Annotated in this window: 13 protein-coding genes and 2 pseudogenes; 6 read left to right on the forward strand and 9 right to left on the reverse strand. The window is 34.6% G+C overall.

Annotated features, from left to right (window positions below):
* Positions 1-387 precede the first annotated feature (387 nt).
* A complete protein-coding gene (gene msrA / locus LEP1GSC059_RS01810; RefSeq protein ID WP_017215398.1) occupies positions 388-981 on the forward strand; it encodes a peptide-methionine (S)-S-oxide reductase MsrA in 594 nt (197 codons plus the stop codon).
* 52 nt (positions 982-1,033) lie between these two features.
* Here the strand turns inward: msrA and LEP1GSC059_RS01815 are convergent, their stop codons facing one another.
* Positions 1,034-1,759 carry a PAS domain-containing protein gene (locus LEP1GSC059_RS01815; protein WP_017215397.1) on the reverse strand — a complete coding sequence of 242 codons (726 nt, stop codon included), beginning with the start codon at positions 1,757-1,759 and terminating at the stop codon, positions 1,034-1,036.
* 248 nt (positions 1,760-2,007) lie between these two features.
* On the opposite strand from LEP1GSC059_RS01815, the gene LEP1GSC059_RS01820 reads away from it, so the two are divergent.
* Positions 2,008-2,463 carry a GyrI-like domain-containing protein gene (locus LEP1GSC059_RS01820; protein WP_020980200.1) on the forward strand — a complete coding sequence of 152 codons (456 nt, stop codon included), beginning with the start codon at positions 2,008-2,010 and terminating at the stop codon, positions 2,461-2,463.
* 1,340 nt (positions 2,464-3,803) lie between these two features.
* Positions 3,804-4,430, forward strand: a complete 627-nt coding sequence (locus LEP1GSC059_RS01825; RefSeq protein WP_017215395.1) for a glutathione S-transferase family protein — start codon at positions 3,804-3,806, stop codon at positions 4,428-4,430.
* Between the two features lie 502 nt (positions 4,431-4,932).
* Here the strand turns inward: LEP1GSC059_RS01825 and LEP1GSC059_RS01830 are convergent.
* The 5 genes and pseudogenes from LEP1GSC059_RS01830 to LEP1GSC059_RS23930 form a co-directional block, all read right to left on the reverse strand.
* Positions 4,933-7,152: a heavy metal translocating P-type ATPase gene (locus LEP1GSC059_RS01830; RefSeq protein ID WP_017215394.1), complete on the reverse strand. Its 2,220-nt coding sequence runs from the start codon at positions 7,150-7,152 to the stop codon at positions 4,933-4,935.
* Positions 7,142-7,317 (reverse strand): annotated as a pseudogene (locus tag LEP1GSC059_RS01835) (copper resistance protein CopZ). Before LEP1GSC059_RS01835 ends, LEP1GSC059_RS01830 begins: the two are co-directional and overlap by 11 nt.
* 17 nt (positions 7,318-7,334) lie before the next feature.
* A complete protein-coding gene (locus tag LEP1GSC059_RS01840; protein ID WP_020980252.1) occupies positions 7,335-7,628 on the reverse strand; it encodes a metal-sensitive transcriptional regulator in 294 nt (97 codons plus the stop codon).
* Between the two features lie 108 nt (positions 7,629-7,736).
* Complete coding sequence (locus LEP1GSC059_RS01845; RefSeq protein WP_020980218.1) at positions 7,737-9,641, reverse strand: DUF1561 domain-containing protein; 1,905 nt, start codon at positions 9,639-9,641, stop codon at positions 7,737-7,739.
* Between the two features lie 188 nt (positions 9,642-9,829).
* A pseudogene (locus LEP1GSC059_RS23930) lies at positions 9,830-10,083 on the reverse strand (DUF1563 domain-containing protein); the annotation flags it as partial.
* A gap of 1,368 nt (positions 10,084-11,451) precedes the next feature.
* Here LEP1GSC059_RS23930 and LEP1GSC059_RS01855 point away from each other — a divergent pair.
* Positions 11,452-12,372, forward strand: coding sequence for a lipase family alpha/beta hydrolase (locus tag LEP1GSC059_RS01855; protein ID WP_017215389.1), 921 nt, complete (start codon positions 11,452-11,454; stop codon positions 12,370-12,372).
* 688 nt (positions 12,373-13,060) lie between these two features.
* Here LEP1GSC059_RS01855 and LEP1GSC059_RS01860 read toward each other — a convergent pair.
* The 3 genes from LEP1GSC059_RS01860 to LEP1GSC059_RS01870 all read right to left on the reverse strand — a co-directional run bounded on the left by LEP1GSC059_RS01860 (position 13,061) and on the right by LEP1GSC059_RS01870 (position 17,970).
* The gene (locus tag LEP1GSC059_RS01860; RefSeq protein WP_017215388.1) at positions 13,061-16,177 is read right to left on the reverse strand and encodes an efflux RND transporter permease subunit; all 3,117 of its coding nucleotides are present in this window, start codon (positions 16,175-16,177) and stop codon (positions 13,061-13,063) included.
* Positions 16,143-17,522, reverse strand: a complete 1,380-nt coding sequence (locus tag LEP1GSC059_RS01865; protein ID WP_020980226.1) for a TolC family protein — start codon at positions 17,520-17,522, stop codon at positions 16,143-16,145. The genes LEP1GSC059_RS01860 and LEP1GSC059_RS01865 overlap by 35 nt, the downstream gene beginning before the upstream one ends.
* Positions 17,523-17,646: 124 nt before the next feature.
* Positions 17,647-17,970, reverse strand: coding sequence for a hypothetical protein (locus LEP1GSC059_RS01870; RefSeq protein ID WP_017215387.1), 324 nt, complete (start codon positions 17,968-17,970; stop codon positions 17,647-17,649).
* Between the two features lie 1,470 nt (positions 17,971-19,440).
* Here LEP1GSC059_RS01870 and LEP1GSC059_RS01880 point away from each other — a divergent pair.
* Together LEP1GSC059_RS01880 and LEP1GSC059_RS22700 are read left to right on the forward strand one after the other, a co-directional pair.
* Positions 19,441-21,351: a DUF1561 domain-containing protein gene (locus LEP1GSC059_RS01880; RefSeq protein ID WP_017215385.1), complete on the forward strand. Its 1,911-nt coding sequence runs from the start codon at positions 19,441-19,443 to the stop codon at positions 21,349-21,351.
* A 253-nt stretch (positions 21,352-21,604) separates the two neighbouring features.
* Positions 21,605-21,802, forward strand: a complete 198-nt coding sequence (locus LEP1GSC059_RS22700; protein WP_017215384.1) for a hypothetical protein — start codon at positions 21,605-21,607, stop codon at positions 21,800-21,802.
* Positions 21,803-21,839 lie beyond the last annotated feature (37 nt).

A 21,839-nucleotide genomic window follows, 5' to 3' on the forward strand; every position in this document is an offset into this window, starting at 1 on the left:
TGCTCGAAAGTTTGCAAATTGACAAATACGACTTAATTTGTAGGAACTACTGCATTTTATTAAAAATTTTTAAAGAATAATCGTGTAAAGTTCTTTGAGGTTTTGGGACAAATTCTAAATGTAGGATCTCTCTCAATAGAGTTGGTGAAAACTAATTCCTCCATCAGTTTCTGTTTCATGAAAACGGTAGATTAAAACAGTTTTGTTGATCTGAATTATGAAATTTTTCAACAACTCTAATAGACAAAATCTGTAAAAAGACTCTGTATTTTCATAAACCCATTGTTTTATTTTGTATCATTTTTATGTGTCTTAGTAGTAAAAGTATAAGTTTTAACATTTATTTTTAGTAACAATTCTTTCTAAACTTCGAATTCTTTTAATAGGATGTTTCATTTTAAAGTTCTAATTTCAATTTGTAGTATATTTGCTTTTTCTAATTTATCGGCGGTTCCTAAAATGGAAAAAGCTACCTTTGCCGGTGGTTGTTTTTGGTGTATGGAAGGCCCATTCGAATCTCTTCCAGGAGTAATTTCGGTTGTAGCCGGTTATTCTGGAGGAAAAGAATTCTATCCTACTTATGAGGAAGTAAGTCGAGGCAAAACAGGTCATAGAGAAAGTGTTCAAATAGAATTCGATCCTTCTAAAATTCGTTATGAAGAACTACTCACAGTTTTTTGGAATCAAATCGATCCAACGGACAACGGTGGACAATTTGCAGATCGAGGAAGTCAATATAGAACCGGTATTTTCTACCACAACCAAACTCAAAAAAAAGCTGCTGAAAAATCTAAATTAGAAATTTCAAAATCAGGAAATTTTTCTGGTTCGATCGTGGTCGAAATTATTCCTTTTACTTCTTTTTATCCCGCGGAAAATTATCATCAGAATTATTATAAAACAAATTCGGAGCAATATAAGAAATATAAAAAATACTCTGGAAGAGAAGATTATTTAGAAAGGATATGTAGACAACGTTAAAACACAAGGAATCAAATTGTGTTCCACATGATTCCTTGTGTTTTAAATCTGATCAGCAGAGACGAATCAAAAACATAGTAAGTCTCTGAAGTTTATCTCTTCCTTGCCCCGGTTGAGGCAAATCTTTTTCAATTGTCTTTCTATAAATCGCCTTGAGATGGTTTTTTAGAGTTCCTGAATGCACTCCAAGTTGTTGAATGAGACAAGCTCTTGTCTGACCCGCAACCAAACGTTCACAGATTTTCGCTTCCTGGCATGTTAGGCCGTATTCTCTTTGAAGTTGTGGAAAAAGAGATTCTTTAACTTTTGTGTTTTGAAGATTATCAGAAGGTATCGACTGCTCTTCCGTTGGAGTGACATCAGTCTCGTCATTAGAAGAAAGGTCTACCCTACATAAGAAATTTGAAATATTCCCCGCTTCATCTCGAAGAGGGGTAATCCTTTCCTTCCAAGCAATTGTCTCTCCCGATCCATTTCGATTTAAGAAATTTCCTTCGTATTCTTTGCCTGAAAGAATTGTTTTCCATAATTCTTCGTAAAAACAAGGGTCGTGTACACCGGCTTGAAACAACTTTGGATTTTGCCCTATCAGTTCACTTCTGCTATAACCAGAAAGTGTTTCAAATACCGGATTAATATATTCAATCATCCCGCACCGATTTGTTATAAACATCGCATGTGGATATTGATAAAAATAAGAAACTAAAATCGAAGAAAGGTTCATAATTTCTTTACCTCCTCGATTTTTACTTTCATCGTAGACATAGATCTCCTCCATTTCTTAAGGAATAAACGATTCTTATCTATATTGAATCGCTATAAACATACCTAAGTATTTAGTTGGATTCGTCAACTAAGTGGTCTTCGAAAACGTCTAGAAACATTGATAAAAATCAATAATCTAAATCCATTAAGTAATGGACCGCCTCATTTAAACGCAAATATTTGCTTAAATTATATTTCTACTTCATTAAGAGAATACTTTATCTTCTTTTAATGAAGTGTTTAACGAATAAGGAAATAATTATGAAAGAATGTTTAATGCCAAAAAAGTATCTTGTTGGAATTGGAACTCGTACAAAAAATACAAACGAAATGGGATCCAACGGAAACATTCCAAAATTATGGGAGAAATTTTTCGGTGAAGTTCTACCTAAACTCAAGACCACAGACAAGTTCATCTACGCTGTCTACAAAGATTATGAAAGTGATGAAAACGGAGAATACTCTTATTTTATCGGAGTTCCTTCCAATGAAATGAATATTTTCGAAACAGTTCAACTTCCAGAAGGAAAATACTTGGAACTGACTTCGTCAAAAGGTAAAAGTCCGAATATAGTCATTGAACTATGGCAAGACGTCTGGGCAAATCCGGATATAAAACGCAGAAGAGCCTTCAAAGTAGATTATGAAATTTATCCAATGGATTTTTCGGAAACTCCAGAAACTCAAGTTCGCCTTTTTCTTTCCGAAAAAGACTGAAGGCATTTCTTGTATAAATTATTTTGTAAATTATAAATTTATAAAATACTAAATTATAATTTCATAAATAAAAATTTTGAAAATCAATCTTATTTTATAGTTCTCATTAAAACAAATAGATAAAGTCGCTTGTAATTATGATCCTTTAAACAACTCTAATATTTACAAAATAGGCGCCATATTTTTTTAGATAAATCCACGTTTATTTTTATATACCTTATCGATCAACCCAACACTGAGTCGAGAAAGCGTTTCATTAAATTCAGGAGGCAACATTGAATTTTTTATTCGCTAAGATTTTCTCCACGAATTTACGTTAAAGAAGTAGGTTTTTTATTACTCTTACGCATAAAAACAACACTTTGAATTTGTTCCAAAAAAATTAGAATCTGAGATTTCTTTCAATAATCTATGAATTCCAGATCAGACGCAATTTTTGAAAACTTCTACATCTTTTTCAAAATAGCCTAATACTATTTTCATACGTCCGAGTTAATAATAAATTAATTTTCCAAAAAATTGTAATTTGAAAGAATTCCCATAAAAACCGTTTTTTTCAGAACTTATCCCAAAACCTTAAGGTGTCAGAACACTACGATTTAACGACATTAAAACTCTCAAAAATTCGCAAATTGCCAAATGCGACTTAATTTGTGGGAACTACTGCATTTTATTAAAAATTTCTAAAGAATGATCGTATAAAATTCTTTGGAGTTTGGAACAAACTCTTAGGCTATTTACGAATTTTTAAATTAACGTTTTATTATTAAAATCAGGTGAGTTCGACGTAAGAAAATGAGAAGGGTTTTCCAAAAACGTGAGTTCCTACAATTTCAAAGATTGATCTGTAAAATTCGAACTTGTAAGAGTTCCTAAAAGTTAAGCCTCATTATAAATTTTTAAACATTTACTTTATGCATGAGTTCCCACATTTTAGGAATCGATCAGTAAAGTTTAGATCCAATTTTTTTCAGAAAAATGAATTCCTTACGCCAAAATTACATTAAAAACCAAATGAGTCCGTAAGTTCTGGTGAGAGTTCCCACAGATTAAGTCTCATTTCTGATTGGTCCTGCGGGTTTATTTTTTAGTTGCTGTAGTTCCCACATTTACAAAAAAATCTTGAATCCTTCGATCAGTTCAAGAAGGCGCGTTTAAGATACAAATACAGTTTAATAGACATTGATTCCTAATCCCAATATTTCTCAATAAAACAGTGTTTGGTGATGAAAATTCATGCAATTCAATTTTATAGAATCAGTAGCAACACACCTTCCTTTCAAATACAAAAGCATCTAATTTCAACTTTCAAAATTATATCCCCAAAAGAATTTGACCATATGGCAAATCTTCAACTTGTAATTGGTGATAAAAAACTTTCATCTTGGTCCATGCGTCCTTGGATTCTATTAAAAGAAAAGAATATTCCATTTATCGAAATTTCTCTAACTCTAAACACACCCGAATTTTACGAAAAGATCAAATTTTATTCCAATGCAAGTAAAGTACCGGTACTCATAGATGGGGATGTCAAAATTTGGGACACCAACAGCATCGTAGAATACCTAGCGGAAACCTTTCCCGAAAAAAATCTTTGGCCAAAAGATAAAATATTAAGAGCCTCCGCCCGTTCTATCGTCGCAGAAATGCACTCCGGCTTTTCCGATCTTAGAAAAAATCTACCAATGAAAATAACCGAAAGGCTATACGGCAAATCGTTTCCCGAAGAAGTGTGGAAAGACATTCAAAGAATTGAATCTATTTGGAAAGATTGTTTGAATTTATATCAAGGTCCTTTTTTATTCGGAAAAGAATTTACAATCGCTGACGCATTTTACACTCCAGTTGTGGGAAGATTTATAACATACGGAATAGAATTCGATTCGGAAGCAAATAATTATGTTTCTACAATCAGCGGCCTTCATTCTTATAAAGAATGGATAGAAGAAGCTTTAAAAAATAAATAATAGAGTTGTTGTAAACTATTTAGAACTGTATAACAGGACACCAAATCCAATAAGTAGTTTACACTTCAATCCTGTAAATTCTACATCAAAAAGTTTCGCCGAATCGCGCTTTCAGCTTTAGTCAATAAATTATATGAAATAAACGTTATGCAATATTTCGCCTTTAGTTTCAACTTGTCATAAAACGCAATCTATAGAACGTCCTGTTGAGCTAATCGCTTTCGCGTTGGATTATATAGAACCAACGTTAATGACCCTTTGTTACAACATTGATGGATGCTCGATTTTATAGGAACGAATAATCAATCTTATTCGAGATTCAAACAAGATTGATTATAAGATTTTAGAGTAGATTCAAAAATGAAATTTTTAACCCTACATACGCACAAAACATCAATTTCATGCAGAAATTCGATTGGCCAATCATCTATTTTTGGATTTTACAGAGGTTCCCTTAAATCGAATTATATGATGAATTTTTTATATATATTATATCAATATATTAATACCTTTGCAATCTAAGAGCGTTTAAAACCACTGACACCGAACTAAGAGCCATAGCGCCACCTGCAATCCAGGGCGCCAAAAATCCTGCGGCTGCAATCGGGATACCTAACGTATTATAGAGCAACGCCCAGAAAAAATTCTGTCGAATATTATAAACTGTTTTTTTACTGATAGAAAAGGCCCTTACAATTGAATTCAAATCTCCGTTTACGATTACCAAATCGGAAGATTCCATTGCCACATCCGTTCCAGTCCCCATAGCAATCCCAAGGTCCGAAATCACAAGCGCGGGAGCGTCGTTAATTCCGTCCCCTACCATTGAAACCACTCTTCCTGAACTTTTTAGATTCTTTATTTCTATCGCCTTTTTTTCCGGAAGAACTTCAGCTAACACATGTTTAATGCCACAATTCTTTGAAATCGCTCGAGCGGTTCTTTCGTTGTCTCCGGTTATCATATAAATTTCCATACCCAAAGATTTCAATTTTTCGATCGTGGCCGGAGTAGATTCTTTGACCGTATCTGCTAACGTTAATATAGCGGAATGAATTCCGTTCACACTCAAATGGACGACCGTATTTCCCTCTTCTTCTCGCACTCGTTTCAGATTGTTTAATTCTTGATTCAGTTCGATTTCTTTTTCGTAAAACAATCTCTCGGTTCCAATCAATATCCGATTTCCTTCTACAATAGCGGAAATACCTCCTCCAGGTATTGTCTCAAAATTTTCGGGAATCGTTAATATAAGACCTTTTTTCTTTGCGCTTTCTACGATTGCCTTTGAAAGAGGATGTTCCGAATTCTGTTCGGCAGAAGCAGCTAATGTAAGTAAATCATTTTCTTTAGATATATTCAAACTTTCTAAACTTTTCAAAACCGGTTTGCCATAAGTTAAGGTCCCCGTTTTATCAAAGACAATCGTATTTACTTTATGCAAAATTTCTAATGCTTCCGCACTACGAAACAAAATCCCCATAGTAGCCGCTTTTCCAGATCCGGTTAAAACCGAAATCGGAGTCGCTAGACCTAAGGCACAAGGACAAGCAACCACAAGCACGGCAATCGCCTTTTCCAGCGCTCCTGAAAAATTGGAAGGTGAAATCCAAAAATACCATACGCATAAAGTAATTACCGAAATCAAAACGATCACAGGAACAAAAACTTCCGAAATTTGATCCGCGATCCTTTGAATCGGAGCCTTGGTTCCTTGCGCTTCCCGAACCGCTCGAATAATCCCCGAAAGCAAAGTTTCTTTTCCAACTTTAGAAGCCCTAAACTTGAAAGTCCCATTTTGATTTAACGAACCTCCGTAAACGAAACTAGAAATTGTTTTTTCAACGGGAATACTTTCTCCGGTTAACATCGATTCGTCGACGGTTGAACTTCCATCCTCTATCATTCCGTCCACAGGAATACTTTCTCCCGGTTTTACTAAAACCAAATCTCCGGGACGAATCGCAAGCAAAGGAATTTCTTGAATCTCTTTTTCTCTAATAACATTCGCTTTTTTAGGCTGTAAGTTTACCAAGGATTGAATTGCCTTCGAAGATTTTCCCTTTACTATATGCTCCAATAATTTTCCAAAAAGAATCAAAGTGATCAATACAGATGAAGTTTCGTAATATAGATTAGTTACCTTATGAATATGTGTTTTATTGAAAATAAAAGTTAAATAGACGCTGTAAAAATACGCCGCAGAAGTTCCTAAAACAACTAGAACGTCCATATTAGCGCCTCCATTTCTAAGAGCGCGAAAACTACCCTTATAAAAAGAAGCTCCGATCCAAAATTGGATTGGGGTAGCTAAAACAAATTGCAACCAAGGGTTCATTATAAATGATAAATATTCAAAAATTAGATTATTTTCAAAATGCCCAATCATACTTAAAAGCAAAGGTAAAGACAAAACCGCGGAAATAATAACTCGAACTTTCAGTTTTTTGAATTCTTTTTTCTGGATCTCTCCGTCTATTTCTAGATCTTCGTGAACAACTGCGCGATAACCTAAGGAATCTATTTTATCCAGTAGATTTTTTTCCGAAATCGAAGATTCAAAATCCACCTCTGCTGTTTCCATCGCAAAATTAACTCTTACATCCTTAACGCCCGGTATTTTTTTGAGTCCTTTTTCAATTCTAAGAGCACAATTGCCACAGGTCATACCAATTACGTCTAACGTCACTTCTTTTAAAGGTAATTCTTGTTCAACTTTCATTCTGGTTTGTAACCTTCGATAATTTTTCCGCAGTCCCTTTTCCGTGATAAACGACTTCCCGATTTTCTAAGCTTGCTTTTCCCATAAATCCAATTTCTTTTAAAGCAGACTCAACGGCTCTTAAACGCAGTTCATTTCTTTTACAGTTAGTCTAATTTCTTTTATTAGATCCTCTCCTTTGTCTACCTAAGAATATAACCTACGGTTCTAATAAACTCTTCTAAAATTTTTGAATCATTTCCTCTGATCCTCTCTGTGACACACGTTCGAATATGACTTTTAAGTAACGCTCCAGATACACCATCTAATGCCGACTTTACGGAAGATATTTGATTGAGTACGTCGTCGCAATATTTTTCGTTTTCAATCATTCCTTGAATTCCTCGTATCTGCCCTTCTATTTTTTTTAATCTTAGAATTAAACTTTTACTTTCCTTTGGATCCGCTCTAAGTTTGTATTTTGGTTTATGTTTCATATACTATACCCCCCTATACTATAGACTTTTAATTTAAAATATTGCTTATTAATTTTAATACCATTTTATACTTTTTCGTGTAAATACTTCGTAATTTTTTTCACTGACTTAAGGTAATGCACATCTACCTTTCGAACACTGATTTACCGTTGCACTGGTTGGGTATCCTCCTGTACCTCTTCTATCCTCCCCCTCTCCAGTGCAATTCCTGTTAGAGATCATAAAATCAAAAAGATTCTGATAAGCTTGTTCTAACTGTATAGTTACAAATACTGTTAGAGTCCTATCTGCTTCTTCTAGATAATCATTGATTATCTGGGCCGGACTCGTGCTAGGTGTTAAATATTCCCTATATAAGTCAAATGATATCGAAGACACTCTCGTTGGAATTACCACTAACCCCTGAGAAGTTCTAAGAATTGGAAGAGCATGCCATCCCAGAGTTTGATCCGATTCACGACGTTGCATCAATCCTAACCAAATACTTCCGGGGGGAGAATCTATAAGTGATCTAATATGAGAATGCATATCAGACCGTCTGGTAAATTCCATAGAAGGGGTCCATTCGTACTGAGGCAACATAGTCATAGCAGATACTAATGTTAGTAATCTAGTTGTATTATAAGCCGGACCATACGCCGTAGCTGCATCCGTCAACATAGTATCCAACAACGGATAACGTTGCCTAAACGAATCAAAAGGATCTCTATTAGGAGCTGTATCGAAAAAATAACCTCCACTCTGAAGAGGTCCTTGAGAATGATACTCCTGGAGTTCTGCTAACATCTGGAAGGTATGAAGCAAACAAACACCACATATACCATGTATCTGTCCGGGATTTGTAAATGAAGTGGAAATCGCTATATCATAAAGTCTCCTCATCCACTCTTCCGTTAATTGAAAGTTAGATGGCAAGGTTCTTCTTATTCTTTTATTATGACTTTCTTTATTACCGGCTGGACAATATTGTTCTGTCTTTCCAAGATTACCGGCAGTATAACGTACCCAATTCAATAAATCACTATCAACAAAAAACAAAGACGTAGGATTATTAGTAGTATCATTTTTCAAATAAGAAGGTTTAACCGCATACGCAACTCCCCAATTTGGTCCAGACTTAGTAACTCTGAGTATATTGCCCTGATAATCCGTGATCATCCCACCTTCTTCAGTTGTTGTAAGATAGACATTCCAGTAAGCGGAGTTATCCTTACTACTGGTAGAAGCATCACTACAAAATCTCCACCTAACCCAATTCCAATTATAACTACCTACCTGAGAATGCATGCATAAGAAAATCCCACTAACAGGCATATATTGAGCAAGATGTCCATTTTCAGGATTGTAGTAGATTGGTGTAGTATTTTTATCTGAGCCTTCCACATAAATAAAATAGCGACTAGGTGGCATATCCAAAATTCCATCCCCCCAACCTGAATACCAAGCTATGGAAGTTTTAATGCTAACGTTTCCAGGAGTAGCCACGGTCTTAACCCAATCATCCATAGAAGAATCTAACGTATGGTCATAGCTATCTTTAGAATTTTTTGATATATAAGCATACCAATTTATATCCTTTAATCGATAACGTTCATCTGCAGTCCAAAAAGAGTGATCCTTTACGACCCATCTCTGCAGAGAGTCATTGATAGTACAAGGTCGAAGGTTCACATAATCCCAGTTTGTCGCTCCTTGAACTACCTTCTCAGGAGCAGTGATACACAACCACGTGTCGTTAATGTAATAAGAAATTCTTTGAAACACATCGTACCTGGCATTATTAACTTCCTGTTCCCCACACCCTCCAATCTGAATATAACTTTCGCCACGGATAAATACTGGAGCATAACAATACTTACCTCCATCATGGACTACGATCTTAATCGGTTTATCTTTTGGTTTATCGGTAGGTCTTTGAACAATCGAACCTGGAAGGATACTCGATGAAATTGAGCTCCATCCATAAGTAAAACTAATTCCAATTAAAACCAACAAAACTATACAACGAGCCATTCTTACCTCCTCTTTTTGAAAAATGAAAACGTGGCCTTCTACTCATCCATAAGAACATAAGATAAATACAGTCTTCGCAAATCTTGTTTGAATCGGTTTGTTGACAAGTCGGACTATCCGATTGAACGGAAAACATAAGTATCGTCTTTTCGATCGTTATTAATATCTTTAAACAATACGAATCTCTTTAACTCGTATCTCTGATTGATGTTACAATCAGATAAACTTAAAAAAATTCCCTTACTAGATACCACTTGAAAGATGGAAATTTTAAAGATTAAAAAATTAGTATTTTGTTTTGCTTATGATTCGTATTGGAAATTTTTTATATGTTATCCGAAAACATCTGCTCTAAAGAACATTTTAAATAATCTGCATATAAATCTTCTAATGTTTCTAATAAAAAGAAGCCAATTAGAATCATTAAAATTGTATTCATCATTTTCACCTTCTATCATCCTTTTTGTTTTTCAGGGAAAACAAAAACTTTTCACTTCTGAGATATTTCTAATGAAGATTAATTATTATTTGTTTATTTTGAACATATATTTGAATTATATTTAAATTTTGTGTATCGAGATTTTGACGAAGTTTACAAGGAAGTAAAACTCAGTAGACAAGATTGATTTTAAAAGATATAGAAATAAACCTAAATTGAATCGCAAAAATCTGAAGTAAAATTAATAGATTCGATATATGAAGATCTTTTTTGAAAAATAATTAGAACAAAATATCAAATCTGCCTAATTACTGTAATGTTAAAACTTTCATTTCAAGACACTCAACAGGATCCATACTTTATATATGATAAATTAACATGTATTCGAAGTAAGAAAATGAGAAAGAATTTTCTAAAAGTATGAGTTCCTACAATTTTAGAATTTTTTCTTAAAATCGCGGACTTGAGGTAGTTCCCACGTTTTAGAAATCGATCAGTAAAATTCAGATCTAACTTTTTTCAGAAAAATGAATTCCTTACGCCGAATTCACGTTAAACTACTTATTTTAAGTATTATTGATGTTTGCATATAAATTACCTTAAATTTGTAGATGAATCGCTGCTTAAAAGCTAAAAATCCGAAAACATATTACACGATCTTGAGTAGCAGTAGCTCGGATATAATTCAATAATTTATTTCAAATTCTAATTCGTTCAATTCAAAAACCAATGGGGATTAAGTATCAAAATCATATTACAACGTAAAAGTTCAACACGCTAGGAATTTCCACAAAATACGAAGGCAACGATTTTAAAAAATCCAGACATTCTCATAAATCTATATTTTATATATAAAATATTCTAATTTATTAAAATTTCCAGAATTCAAATAAAAATAAATTACCCAATTGCCGCTAAACTCTAAAATAACGGAATGCCTAAAATTTTTCGTCTAAACTTAGAATAAAACTCAAAATGAAATTATTGATTATACAGGGTATTATTACTATGAGGTATGAAAATAATACTAGGCCACGAAACTTGTTTCAAAAGTTAGAATGTAGGATCCCCTTCAAAAAAGACAACAATTCTGGGTTAAGCGCAATTTTGAGAACTTCTACGTCTATGGTAAAATCGATCGTTAATTTTAGTACTATTTTATGTCCGCATAGTAATTGTGGGCACTAATACAAATCTTTAAAAATTTACCTGAAAAATTCGAGTCAACCGAACTATTTTAGAATTTTATTGTATTTTTTATAAACAATTTTTTAACTAAAGATCCTCCCTCTCAATTTTTTGCTTGATTGATTTTTCTCATAAAGTATGTTCCGACGCGTTTCTAATTGAAAATTAAACTAGGTAAAGAATATGAAAAAAATAAATTTGAAAATTTTGTTAATGTTAACGTTTCTAATAACGAACGTTACATATGCGTCTGGAGGAGGAACCTCTAGTAAACCTCTTTCGGGAAGTTATCCGATCGTACTAGTTCATGGATTGTTTGGTTGGGGAAACGGTTCTAGCGTTGTTGATTATTGGGGTGGAAATGCTGCCTATCTTAGAAATCAAGGCGCGTATGTTCTAACTCCCTCCGTCACCGCGTTAAATTCAAGTTCCAGCAGAGCCTCTCAATTAAAAACGGCTATTGTAGCAGCTATGGCTGCAAACAATTATACTGGCAAAGTACACATCATAGGACATTCACAAGGTGGACTGGATGCGCGTTATATGGTTTCCAATCTTTCTATGGGCACTAAGGTCGCCACCTTAACGACGTTAAATACTCCTCATCAAGGCAGTCCTATCGCAAATATTGTAGCAGCGGTCATTCCTAATTGGGCCTTACCTTACGTTTCAACGGTTTTAAATACTATAATCGGTTTTGTTTACGGGGATTCCAGCCAGAACGCTATTGCAGCTTTAAAACTTCTCACCACAGACGGCCTAAAAACATTTAACTCTGTAACGCCTAACGTATCTGGTGTAAAATATTTTTCTTATGGATCAACGATCAGCGTCCCAGATCTAATTCAACATCCAGCAATGGGAATTTTATATCCGATCTGCGCAATCGGAGCCCCTTTTTACGGAATGAGTATCGCAAATGACGGTGTAGTTCCAGATTCCTCCCAGAGGTGGGGAACTTGGAAAGGAGGACCTTCGATACCAATCTTGACCACTGGAGTAGATCATTTAGAAGCGACTAACGCTCTCTATCTAGGACAACTTTGGTACGATACAAACGCTTATTTTTTAAAGATAGCGACTAACGCAAAATCCAATCAATAAAATAGATTGGATCAAAATCTCCCTGAAATTCGCTCGGTTTTGGGGAGTTTTTTACGATCAATCTAATATCATATAACGTTAATTAGGTGTTAAATTTTGGGCGAATCCTGCAAATATTTTGTAAAAGTTAAGCTTGAATGAAATAAAGCAGGATCGGGCTCTCAGCTCTGGTCAATAAATTGTATGAAAGAAACGTTATACAACATATAAGCTTTAGTTTCAATTTATTGACCTCGCATCGATCCCTTTCGCGTACGATAAACCGAACTATTACGAACATGTTCGTTTTCACATTTTCTAAAATAAACCCGTAAAACCCGATTTGTGTTAGTTCCCACATTTTTTGTGGAGAAATTAAGATAGAAATCTCTATTAACGTGAGTTCAGCGAAAGAAATCTATGATTCATTTTTCTGAAAGAAGTTGGGATTTGAACTTACAGATCGATTCTTAAAATGTGGGAACTAACACAAATTCACAGATTACAAAAAAACTTTCAAAACTAGGAACTCACGCAAAACTAAATCATAAAAAAAATGTTCAAAAAATACAATGCGACTTAATCCGTGGGAACTACTGCAAATCACAATTTACAAACAAATTCTAAAATTGTAGGAACTCACACTTTTAGAACATTCTTTTTAATTTTATTACGCTGAACTCACTCTATTTAAAAATATTAAAATTTACTAATTTTTAGAATCATCCTCCAACCAATAATAAAACACAGGAAGTATCACCAAAGTGAGAAGTGTAGACGAAACAATTCCTCCAATCACTACGGTCGCCAATGGTTTTTGTACTTCCGATCCGAGACCAGATCCAAACGCCATCGGTATAAATCCAAAAGAGGCAACAAGCGCAGTCATAATTACAGGTCTAATCCGACTCGTAGCCCCTTTTAAAACAGCATCCTTTAAGGTTATTTTTTCTTCCTCCCGTATTCTGTGAATCGTATCCAACTTAACGAGTCCGTTTAACACCGATATTCCGGATAACGCAATACATCCCACAAATGCAGAAACACTCAGATCCATTCCTCTCAAAAAAAGAAACCAAATTCCTCCAGTCAACGCAAACGGAACACAAAAAAACACAAGCAGAGCCCTACGAACCGATCTCAGCCCCAGATATAAAACCACAAAGATCATCAAAAATGTAGAAGGAAGAATGACAGACAATTTCTCTTTTGCTTTGGAAAGATTTTCTATTTGCCCGCCCCAAAACACAGAATATCCCTGAGGAATATTCATATTAGAAATTTTATCCTTTGCCTCGGAATAAAATCCTTCCAAATCCCTTCCACGAAGATTTACAGAAACGGCCACAAACCTTCTAGATTTATTCCTAGATATTGTCATAATCTTTTCTTTTTTTTCAATAGACGCCAAAAGTTTGATTGGAATCATACCTCCGTCTTCTGTTCCAACTCCTATATTCGATATTTCTGATTCACGATTTCTAAATTCTTCTGAAAGCCATATTTTAATCGGAAATCGAACTTCTTCCTCGTAATATCCACCCAATTCAAATCCACTCATGGAAGCTTCGACGGCACTGTTAAACAGAGGAAGAGATATATTATAATATTTTAATTTAAATGGATCTGGAATTATATCGACCACGGTAGATTTTCTAAGTGCCATAATCGGATCTAGTTCCACTTCCGCGGCTCCGGGAATGTTATGTAAGGTTTCTTTTAAGGAATTTTGCAAATCCAAAAGAGTATTCAAATCTTTACCTAATATTCTTACGCTAATATCGGCCCTACTTCCTTCTAAAAGTTCATTAAATCTAGCCTCCAGAGGTTGACTGAGAGTTAATTCGGATTTTGGAAAACTTTCCTGAACTTTTTCATGAATTCGGTTTAAAAAATTCTCCCAATTTTTTTCTTTTAACAGATCGTTCAAAGATTCTTTTTTAAGTATAATAAAAGTATCCGCGTTAAAAGTTCCCATCGGATCGTTTGCTACGGAACTAGTTCCAATCCTGGAAAACACGCTCTGAATTTCCGGCATTTGCATCAGAAGTTTTTCCACTTCCCTTTGTTCTTTCAAACTTTCTTCTATACTAATATCTCCTTCTCTTACGATCACTAACATCAAGTCCCCTTCCATTAGCTTGGGAAGAAAAACCGTTCCCATTCTGAAATAGACAAACAAAGTAAGTAGAAAAAACAAAATGGAACCGATTATAATCGATTTAGGTTTTTTTAATAAAATGGGAAGATACGTTTCATATAACGTTATCAGTCTACTTTTTTTAACCTTCTGGTTTGTTGTGTGTTTAGGTGGAGTAATAAAAAAGAACAACAAAGGAGGAAGGAAAAAAACCGCCAAAATCAGACTAAATCCCAATGCAAAAAGAACTGTCTGAGCCATAGGACGAAACATCTTACCAGGTATTCCGTCTAACGTAAATATCGGAACATATACGAGCATGATGACTACGATTCCAAAAGACACCGGTTTTAAAACTTCTAACGAAGCGTTCAAAATCGTACGAATTTTTTCTTCCCGACTGAAAATTGGATTTTTTTCAAACCGAGTTAACACGTTTTCCGTGATTACAATAGAAGCATCCACAAGAAGCCCGAAATCAATAGCTCCCAAACTCATTAGATTAGCAGAAATCCCAAAAATCTTCATAAAGATCGCTGTCAAAAGCATAGAACCCGGAATGATCGCCGCGACTATGATCGAAGCTTTTATGTTATAAAGTATAAAAAACAAAGTCAGGATAACTAAAACCGCACCTTCGGAAAGATTTTTGATCACGGTTAAAATTGTAGAATGAATCAAAAACGATCTTTCTAGCAATACTCGAACCTGTACACCCTCCGGAAGTTTTAAAAGCGACACGGCTCGATTTAAATCCGAGTTTACTTGATAACTGTTTTCTCCTCTCAACATCATCGCGGTTCCTAAAACAATTTCTTTCCCTTCAGAACTCGCCCCACCTAATCGTTGTTTGCCGTGTTCCTTTACTTCCGCAATATCAGAAACCCGGATAGGGGAACCAGTAAGAGTACGACGAACCGTAACTTCTGATAAAGAGTTTAAATTTTTTTTGATTCCATAAGCTCGAACGATGGCAAGTTTTCCGTCGTTCTCTATAAAACCACCTCCGAAACTTTCTCCAATAGTGGACAATTCTCTGATCAACTGATCGATGGTAATTCCCCAAAATTTCATTTTGTTAGGGTTTAAATCGATATGAATTTCTTTTTCATATCCTCCGTTGGAATCTACTTCTACAATTCCTGGTACGAGCGCTTTTAACTGAGGACGAACCGTATAATCTTGAACGGTTCTCAAATAAAGTAAACGTTCCTTTTCAGGAAAAGAAGCGAGTTTACTTTCTGGCTTTGCCTCTACCGTATAAAAAAAAATTTCTCCGAGTCCAGTGGTGTTTGGAACAATCGTAGGTGAAATCCCTTTCGGAAGTTTTTCCTTTGCACTTGAAATTCTTTCCAAAACCATACTTCGAGCTTGATATATGTCCGTTCCTTCTTTAAAGATCAAAGATATATTAGAAAGTCCGAATTTAGATACAGAACGAACGTCTATTAGATTGGGCATTCCCATAAGCTCCGTTTCTAACGGAAACGTAACTACCTTTTCTACCTGCTCAGGATCTAAGGACCCGGTTTTTGCAATTACGATCACCTGAGTATTTGTAATGTCTGGAACCGCATCGATCGACACTTCTTTTAAAGTGAAAAAGGAATAGATAAATAAAAAAAATACGATTCCCGTCGATAGAATGGGATTACTTAAGCTGATATTCAAAAGTCTGAACAGCATGTTGCAAAGTTCCTATAATTTCTTTTTCGTTCGTGATATACAATAGATTGAGCAGAGCTTCCAAGTGCGCAACCTGAGCGTCCAAAATAGCATGATGTGTTTCATGAAGTTGGTTTTCCAACTCCAAATAACTGATCATCAATATTCTTCCTTTTTTGAATTCGACATCCGCATAAACCAGATCTTTTTCGATTTCGTCTAACTTGGAAAGATTAAAAAGTTTGAGATTAATTTTGGATTGTTCGTAATCTAAAAAAGCTTGTTTAAATGCGGTTTTTATAATATTCTCTTGATGATGAAAAATTTCCTGTTTGGATTTTACATTGACCTCCGCAGCAGAAATCTTATTTTGAAACCGATCCCATACTGGAATCCTAAACTTAAAACCAAAATCATAAAACCGGTTGGCTACTCCTGATCTATCTTCGCCCACTTGACTGATAATGGAGTAATCCGGATATTTTTCCAAACTAGCGAGATTCAATTCTGTTTTCGCTTTTTCGATTTCACCTTTAGCGGCCATCAAAGTTAAGTTTTGAGAAATCGCCTTGTTTTGTAGTTCGTTGAAATCGAACTTTACTCCTTCCGTAAAAAATGGAATTCGAAACGAAGGAACAGTTTCAAACATAAGATATAAGTTCATCGCTTCGTATTGTTTATTTGCATCCAATTCCAGATCATTGAAATGTTTTCTAAGAGCCAAAATTTTTCTTTGAATGATAAATAAATCAGTCTTCGATTGAGGAGTGATAAACGGTCTCGCACTGATATAACTTTCTAAAATCGATAATCTTTTAAGTCGTTCTTTAACGTGATTTTTTTTTCCGGCGGAAACTAGATAACGATAAGCGAACTTAAGCGCGTTAAACCGAATCGAGTTACTCGCTTCTTGAAGTTGAATCTCCTTGATTTTAGAATCGTTATCTACCAAAAGTTGATGTAATTCTTTTCTACCTGGAAAATACACAGGTTGCTCAAACTGAAGTGCGTATTCGGAACCACTCTCGTTTGCAGCACTCCTACGGCCGTAGTCCAAAGTCAAAGAAGGATTCTGTGTTTTTCCCTGTTGTTTACGTTGATAAAAAAGAGATTCTAAATCCGCATTTAAGGAAAGTAGCAAAGGAGAATTTTTTTCGGCCCTATCAAGAATGGTTCGAACGTCCAATTGGAAAGAATTTTCTGATCGAACGGGAAAAACTAAAATTACTAAAAAAATTATCGTATTAAACAAAATAGATAAGTTTAAAAAATTATCCGCAATCCGTTTCATTAATATTACAAATAGTTTCAAAAAATAGAATATACTTTTGTAAGTTTCAGAAGTATCGTCCCGTTTAATTAGCATAATCTGCCTCAACATTTAAATCGAAAAACTCTGTATCAGAATAAACCTTTTTTAAATTTGAAATAGAAAGAAGGTTCCATCAATTTCAAAATAGAAAGGATCAAAAATAAGTGGAGGTTATAAATTAAATCAAAAGACGAACCGAGCCTAACGTTTGAATTTCGTTTGAGCCAGTTTTGAGAAAATCGACAATAAATCGGATTTGAATATTGAAAATAAAAAATGAAAAATATAGGTTTGAGGAGTAAATTTGAGGTGGTATAAAAAATTTTAAGAGTTTAAAAAGATTAGTATCTGTTTCCAAAAAAGTGATCGAACCAGAATCCCATTCACAACCAGACGCCTCATTCGAATTTGATTCCTGATGGCAAGAAGACTGAAAAGTTTCGATCGTTCTTTTTGTTTCAGAATCGAATCCACAAATTGGGCCACAATCTAAAGTCAACATAAGAACGGCTAACAGTGTACATCCGATCCATGTTTTTAATATCGTGAAGCCCATATCTAATCAACACGATTTGTATCCAAAGTTGTCAACGTAAAATAGGTATTTTACTTCACAAAACACATCAAATTAGTATCAGGACTTCTTGAAAAAACATAAAGTGAAGTTCGCTCGAAAAAACAGACATTGTTATGCAGATTTTTTTTCTCTGAACTTGACAAAGCTAAGACAGAATATCTTCTTTTTCTATTATAATATCTTTCAATATAATCAAACAGAAAATATTGTGTTTCTTGAATTTCCCTCTGTAAACCTCCTTTATTTTCAAAGTTTTAAAAAACGATTCCAAAGAGACTCCCAAATTTTTTGATAGTTAGTCATTGATTTCCTCGACTTTATCACGAGTTCAATCGTGCTCTTCTTAAAGTCTTCCTCATAGCGTATTTTACGGGGCATACTTTTTTATCTTTTTAATTTTGCACGAATCCGTCCACTAACTCGGGGATTCTCATATTATACTATTCTTAAATTCGAGAAAGACTCTCATTACTGATACCTATAAAAATAAGTACCGTTAATTTTATCACAAAACACTGATCCCATGCAAAATATTAGGTACTTAATTATATAGTTATGAGTAATATTTAAATAAGAGCTTGTTCCAAAACCTAAACACCGATAGGTGTTTGCTGAGTTACTTCGAGCGCCCATAGAAGCGAGATGCTGAGTTCAGGAGGGGTTTGCTTTAGTTTCATAAAATGTGGGAACCACCACGAAAATTGAACGAAATTAGTACTGCTTGAAAGTTCCCAAAATACCAAATGAGACAAAATCTGTGGGAACTACTACAGTATATTAAAAATTTCTAATAATTATTGCGTAAAATTCTTTGGTTTTTTGGATAGGCTCTAAATTAAACTCAAATACAATTCATATGTATGTTAAAAATAAGCTGGTTATCATTTCTTTTCATTAGAATTCAAAGCACTTTAATATAGGACAGAAAAAACGATCTAAAAAAGAATGTAGTTCTCTTTTTACTTACTGAATTGAAATGATTTCTTTTACAGACTCACAGAGATAAAAACTTAAACAATTTCTTAATAATACTATATGTATATACTATTATTATAATTATGTATAAGTAGTATTTTATAATAAATACACCTTGAGATTGCAAACAAATCTTCATTTAGAAGCTAAGATTATCTACACCCACAAAGAAGCTCTCAATAAATTAGGAATTCTATACAATAGAGTTATTGAAAAATGAATTCTCGATCTGCTTCTGTTTCATAGAAACGGTCGATTGAAGGAATTGATCTGAACTATGGATTTTTTCAAAAAATACAGTATAAATTCTTAATATTGATGATAACCGTAAGATTGCGATTTTACGAAAAGATTCGATTGGGGATCGTTAGATTTGAATTGTATAGAAGTTTAAAAAAAATAGGAGTTTAAAAGATAAAGATGCGCAATTGGAAAAAAATGTTAATAGTAGTTCTGTTAGTCTCGATTGGAGTTGGCTTCGAGTATAGTATAAATCCTGCACCTGTCCATGCTTCATCATCAAAGGTTAATTCTTCGATCGTTCAAAAACCTACCGATAAACCAAAAGATAAACCGATTAAAATCGTAGTCCATGATGGAGGTAAGTATTGTTATTCTCCTGTTTTTACTAATGGTGAAGGTTACGTTTGGATTGACACGTGTACGAATAAGACTCCTAAAGCAAGATACGATGTGTTTCAAAGAATCTCTTATTATGTCAATGACACTTGGTTGTGTATTACTGCTCCAAGGTCAGTCATACGTGGGGTAGAACCCTGGGACTATGTAAATCTCAGACCTTGTACGATCAATGATCCTAAGCAAAGATGGATCGTAAAAGAGAATTCTTTTTGGACTGCAGATGGATTTTATCGTTTAAAAGATACAAATTGGTATGGTTATATCTCTAGAAACTCTGGAGATAAATATAATCACACATTAGATTCTTCTATGGATGATTGGGTTAAAACAGTAGCCACTCCGGGAAACATCAGTGTCAAGACTTCTATTGCTTGGGATTTGCAAACTACTGATGGAAATGAACGTTACTTTGTTCGTTGGGGAGGTTCGGATAAAAACACTACACCTCTTTACTACAATCCTGAAAGTGGACATCTTGCTCAGTATGATCCTTCAAGTGGTTCTCTCTATTGTATGTATTCTAAGATGACAGATAAATATGATTGGGATTGGGTGAAATGGGCATTGTGTAGTGACGCAGCGACCAGTAAGGATAATCCAGCTTTTTGGAACGTTAATTGGGAAACGCAAGAAGGAGGAATAATTACGGACTATAAAGATAATATCCTCAGAGTTACTAGATTCGGATTAAATAAGGGTGTTGCCTATACAGTCAAACCTTCTTATTTAGAGAAGGATATTACCCATTTTCCCACTTCTCTATTTATTGTTGATGAAGATTTATTGAATTGGACACGTTATACGGCTTCTAATCTTGGAAAAACAGATCAGTATTGTCCAGCTGGTAATCAAGAAAGTCTTAGACGTAAAAGAGTAGTAAGAACCTTACCACCTGATTTTCAATTAACTGAGGAGTGGATTCAAAGACTTTATGCTATAGCTACTTCAAATACACAACAGGTATCGATACAAGAAATATGTGGGACTTGTATGCTTCATAGTTTTCAGATGTTATCTGAACTACAAGAATACCATTCTCAAGGACCCCTTCAGAGTGGAGGTTACTTCTTTGATACAGCTCCGAATACAGATCCTTCTATATCGTTTAGACAACGCTATCCAGAATTGAACAGACGCATTACTGATGTACCTGAAATCTATGGTAGAATCACAAGTTCAACTAGACTTTATGCATACGGATTTACTAGGACTATGATGCCTCAGTATCTATGGAATCTCTCTAATGAATCCGCCACTCCAACCGAGATAAGTTCGCACATTAACGGGCTTTTCAGCAATCCTGCTGGAAGCATTTGGTTATCCATTGCATTACTGCAAAGTCGGAGCGGAAATTTGATATGGCATGCCGTTCCAATTCTTAGGACTTCTCAGGGGTTAGTAGTAATACATACAAATATACGTCAGACTTCATTAGACACCTACAGGCAAAGTATAACACCCCTCAATAATCCGAGCCAAGTAATAACTAGCCTTATGACAGGTAGTAGATCCCTACAAAGACTGATAACGATAGAGTTAGGACATTACTACCAAAATCCTTTGGATTCCATGATTTCTAACAGCAATTGCACTGGAGAAGGAGAAGATAGAAGGGGGACGGGAGAAAACCCAACTAGCACATCCGTAAATCAGTGCGCAAGCGGCAGATGTACATTGATAAGTCAGTGACCACAGAATAAAGACATAACAAAAAGAGTCATTGACGTAAATATACGTTTTCGTCAATGACTCTTTCTATGGATTGCAGTATGACATACCAATTCTTCCGGAATTTTCGCGACAATCCGCTTTCGCACATCGTTATTTGAATTAACGCTAAATAAAATTGTTTGTAAACTTACTCAGAACTATATAAAAGAGTACCCAATATTTGCCCTAAAATAGAACTTTATGATAAAAATTTACGGTGCTCAATTTTGTAATGATATCGCAAGAAAAAGTTTTAAAGAATCCTAGAATGTCGCAAGCCTTGTTTGGTGTCTCCCATCAAGAATTCAAAACCCTTTGTGTTCCATTTGGTCTTGCGTATTTATCTTTGAAAGAAGAAATAAAACATAATTTTACCAAAGGTAGAAAATCAATCTTACAGGATATAGAAGAGAATTTATTTTTTATCTAAAAACTTATCCGACCTACGACGTCTTGGGGCGGTATTT

Source organism: Leptospira noguchii serovar Panama str. CZ214 (assembly GCF_000306255.2).
Lineage (GTDB): Bacteria > Spirochaetota > Leptospiria > Leptospirales > Leptospiraceae > Leptospira > Leptospira noguchii.

Bases quoted from the DNA above. Each gene is read 5' to 3' on its own strand.
- msrA (WP_017215398.1), top strand. From the start codon at position 388: ATGTTTCATTTTAAAGTTCTAATTTCAATTTGTAGTATATTTGCTTTT.
- LEP1GSC059_RS01815 (WP_017215397.1), bottom strand. From the start codon at position 1,759: ATGGAGGAGATCTATGTCTACGATGAAAGTAAAAATCGAGGAGGTAAA.
- LEP1GSC059_RS01820 (WP_020980200.1), top strand. From the start codon at position 2,008: ATGAAAGAATGTTTAATGCCAAAAAAGTATCTTGTTGGAATTGGAACT.
- LEP1GSC059_RS01825 (WP_017215395.1), top strand. From the start codon at position 3,804: ATGGCAAATCTTCAACTTGTAATTGGTGATAAAAAACTTTCATCTTGG.
- LEP1GSC059_RS01830 (WP_017215394.1), bottom strand. From the start codon at position 7,152: ATGAAAGTTGAACAAGAATTACCTTTAAAAGAAGTGACGTTAGACGTA.
- LEP1GSC059_RS01840 (WP_020980252.1), bottom strand. From the start codon at position 7,628: ATGAAACATAAACCAAAATACAAACTTAGAGCGGATCCAAAGGAAAGT.
- LEP1GSC059_RS01845 (WP_020980218.1), bottom strand. From the start codon at position 9,641: ATGGCTCGTTGTATAGTTTTGTTGGTTTTAATTGGAATTAGTTTTACT.
- LEP1GSC059_RS01855 (WP_017215389.1), top strand. From the start codon at position 11,452: ATGAAAAAAATAAATTTGAAAATTTTGTTAATGTTAACGTTTCTAATA.
- LEP1GSC059_RS01860 (WP_017215388.1), bottom strand. From the start codon at position 16,177: ATGCTGTTCAGACTTTTGAATATCAGCTTAAGTAATCCCATTCTATCG.
- LEP1GSC059_RS01865 (WP_020980226.1), bottom strand. From the start codon at position 17,522: ATGCTAATTAAACGGGACGATACTTCTGAAACTTACAAAAGTATATTC.
- LEP1GSC059_RS01870 (WP_017215387.1), bottom strand. From the start codon at position 17,970: ATGTTGACTTTAGATTGTGGCCCAATTTGTGGATTCGATTCTGAAACA.
- LEP1GSC059_RS01880 (WP_017215385.1), top strand. From the start codon at position 19,441: ATGCGCAATTGGAAAAAAATGTTAATAGTAGTTCTGTTAGTCTCGATT.
- LEP1GSC059_RS22700 (WP_017215384.1), top strand. From the start codon at position 21,605: ATGATATCGCAAGAAAAAGTTTTAAAGAATCCTAGAATGTCGCAAGCC.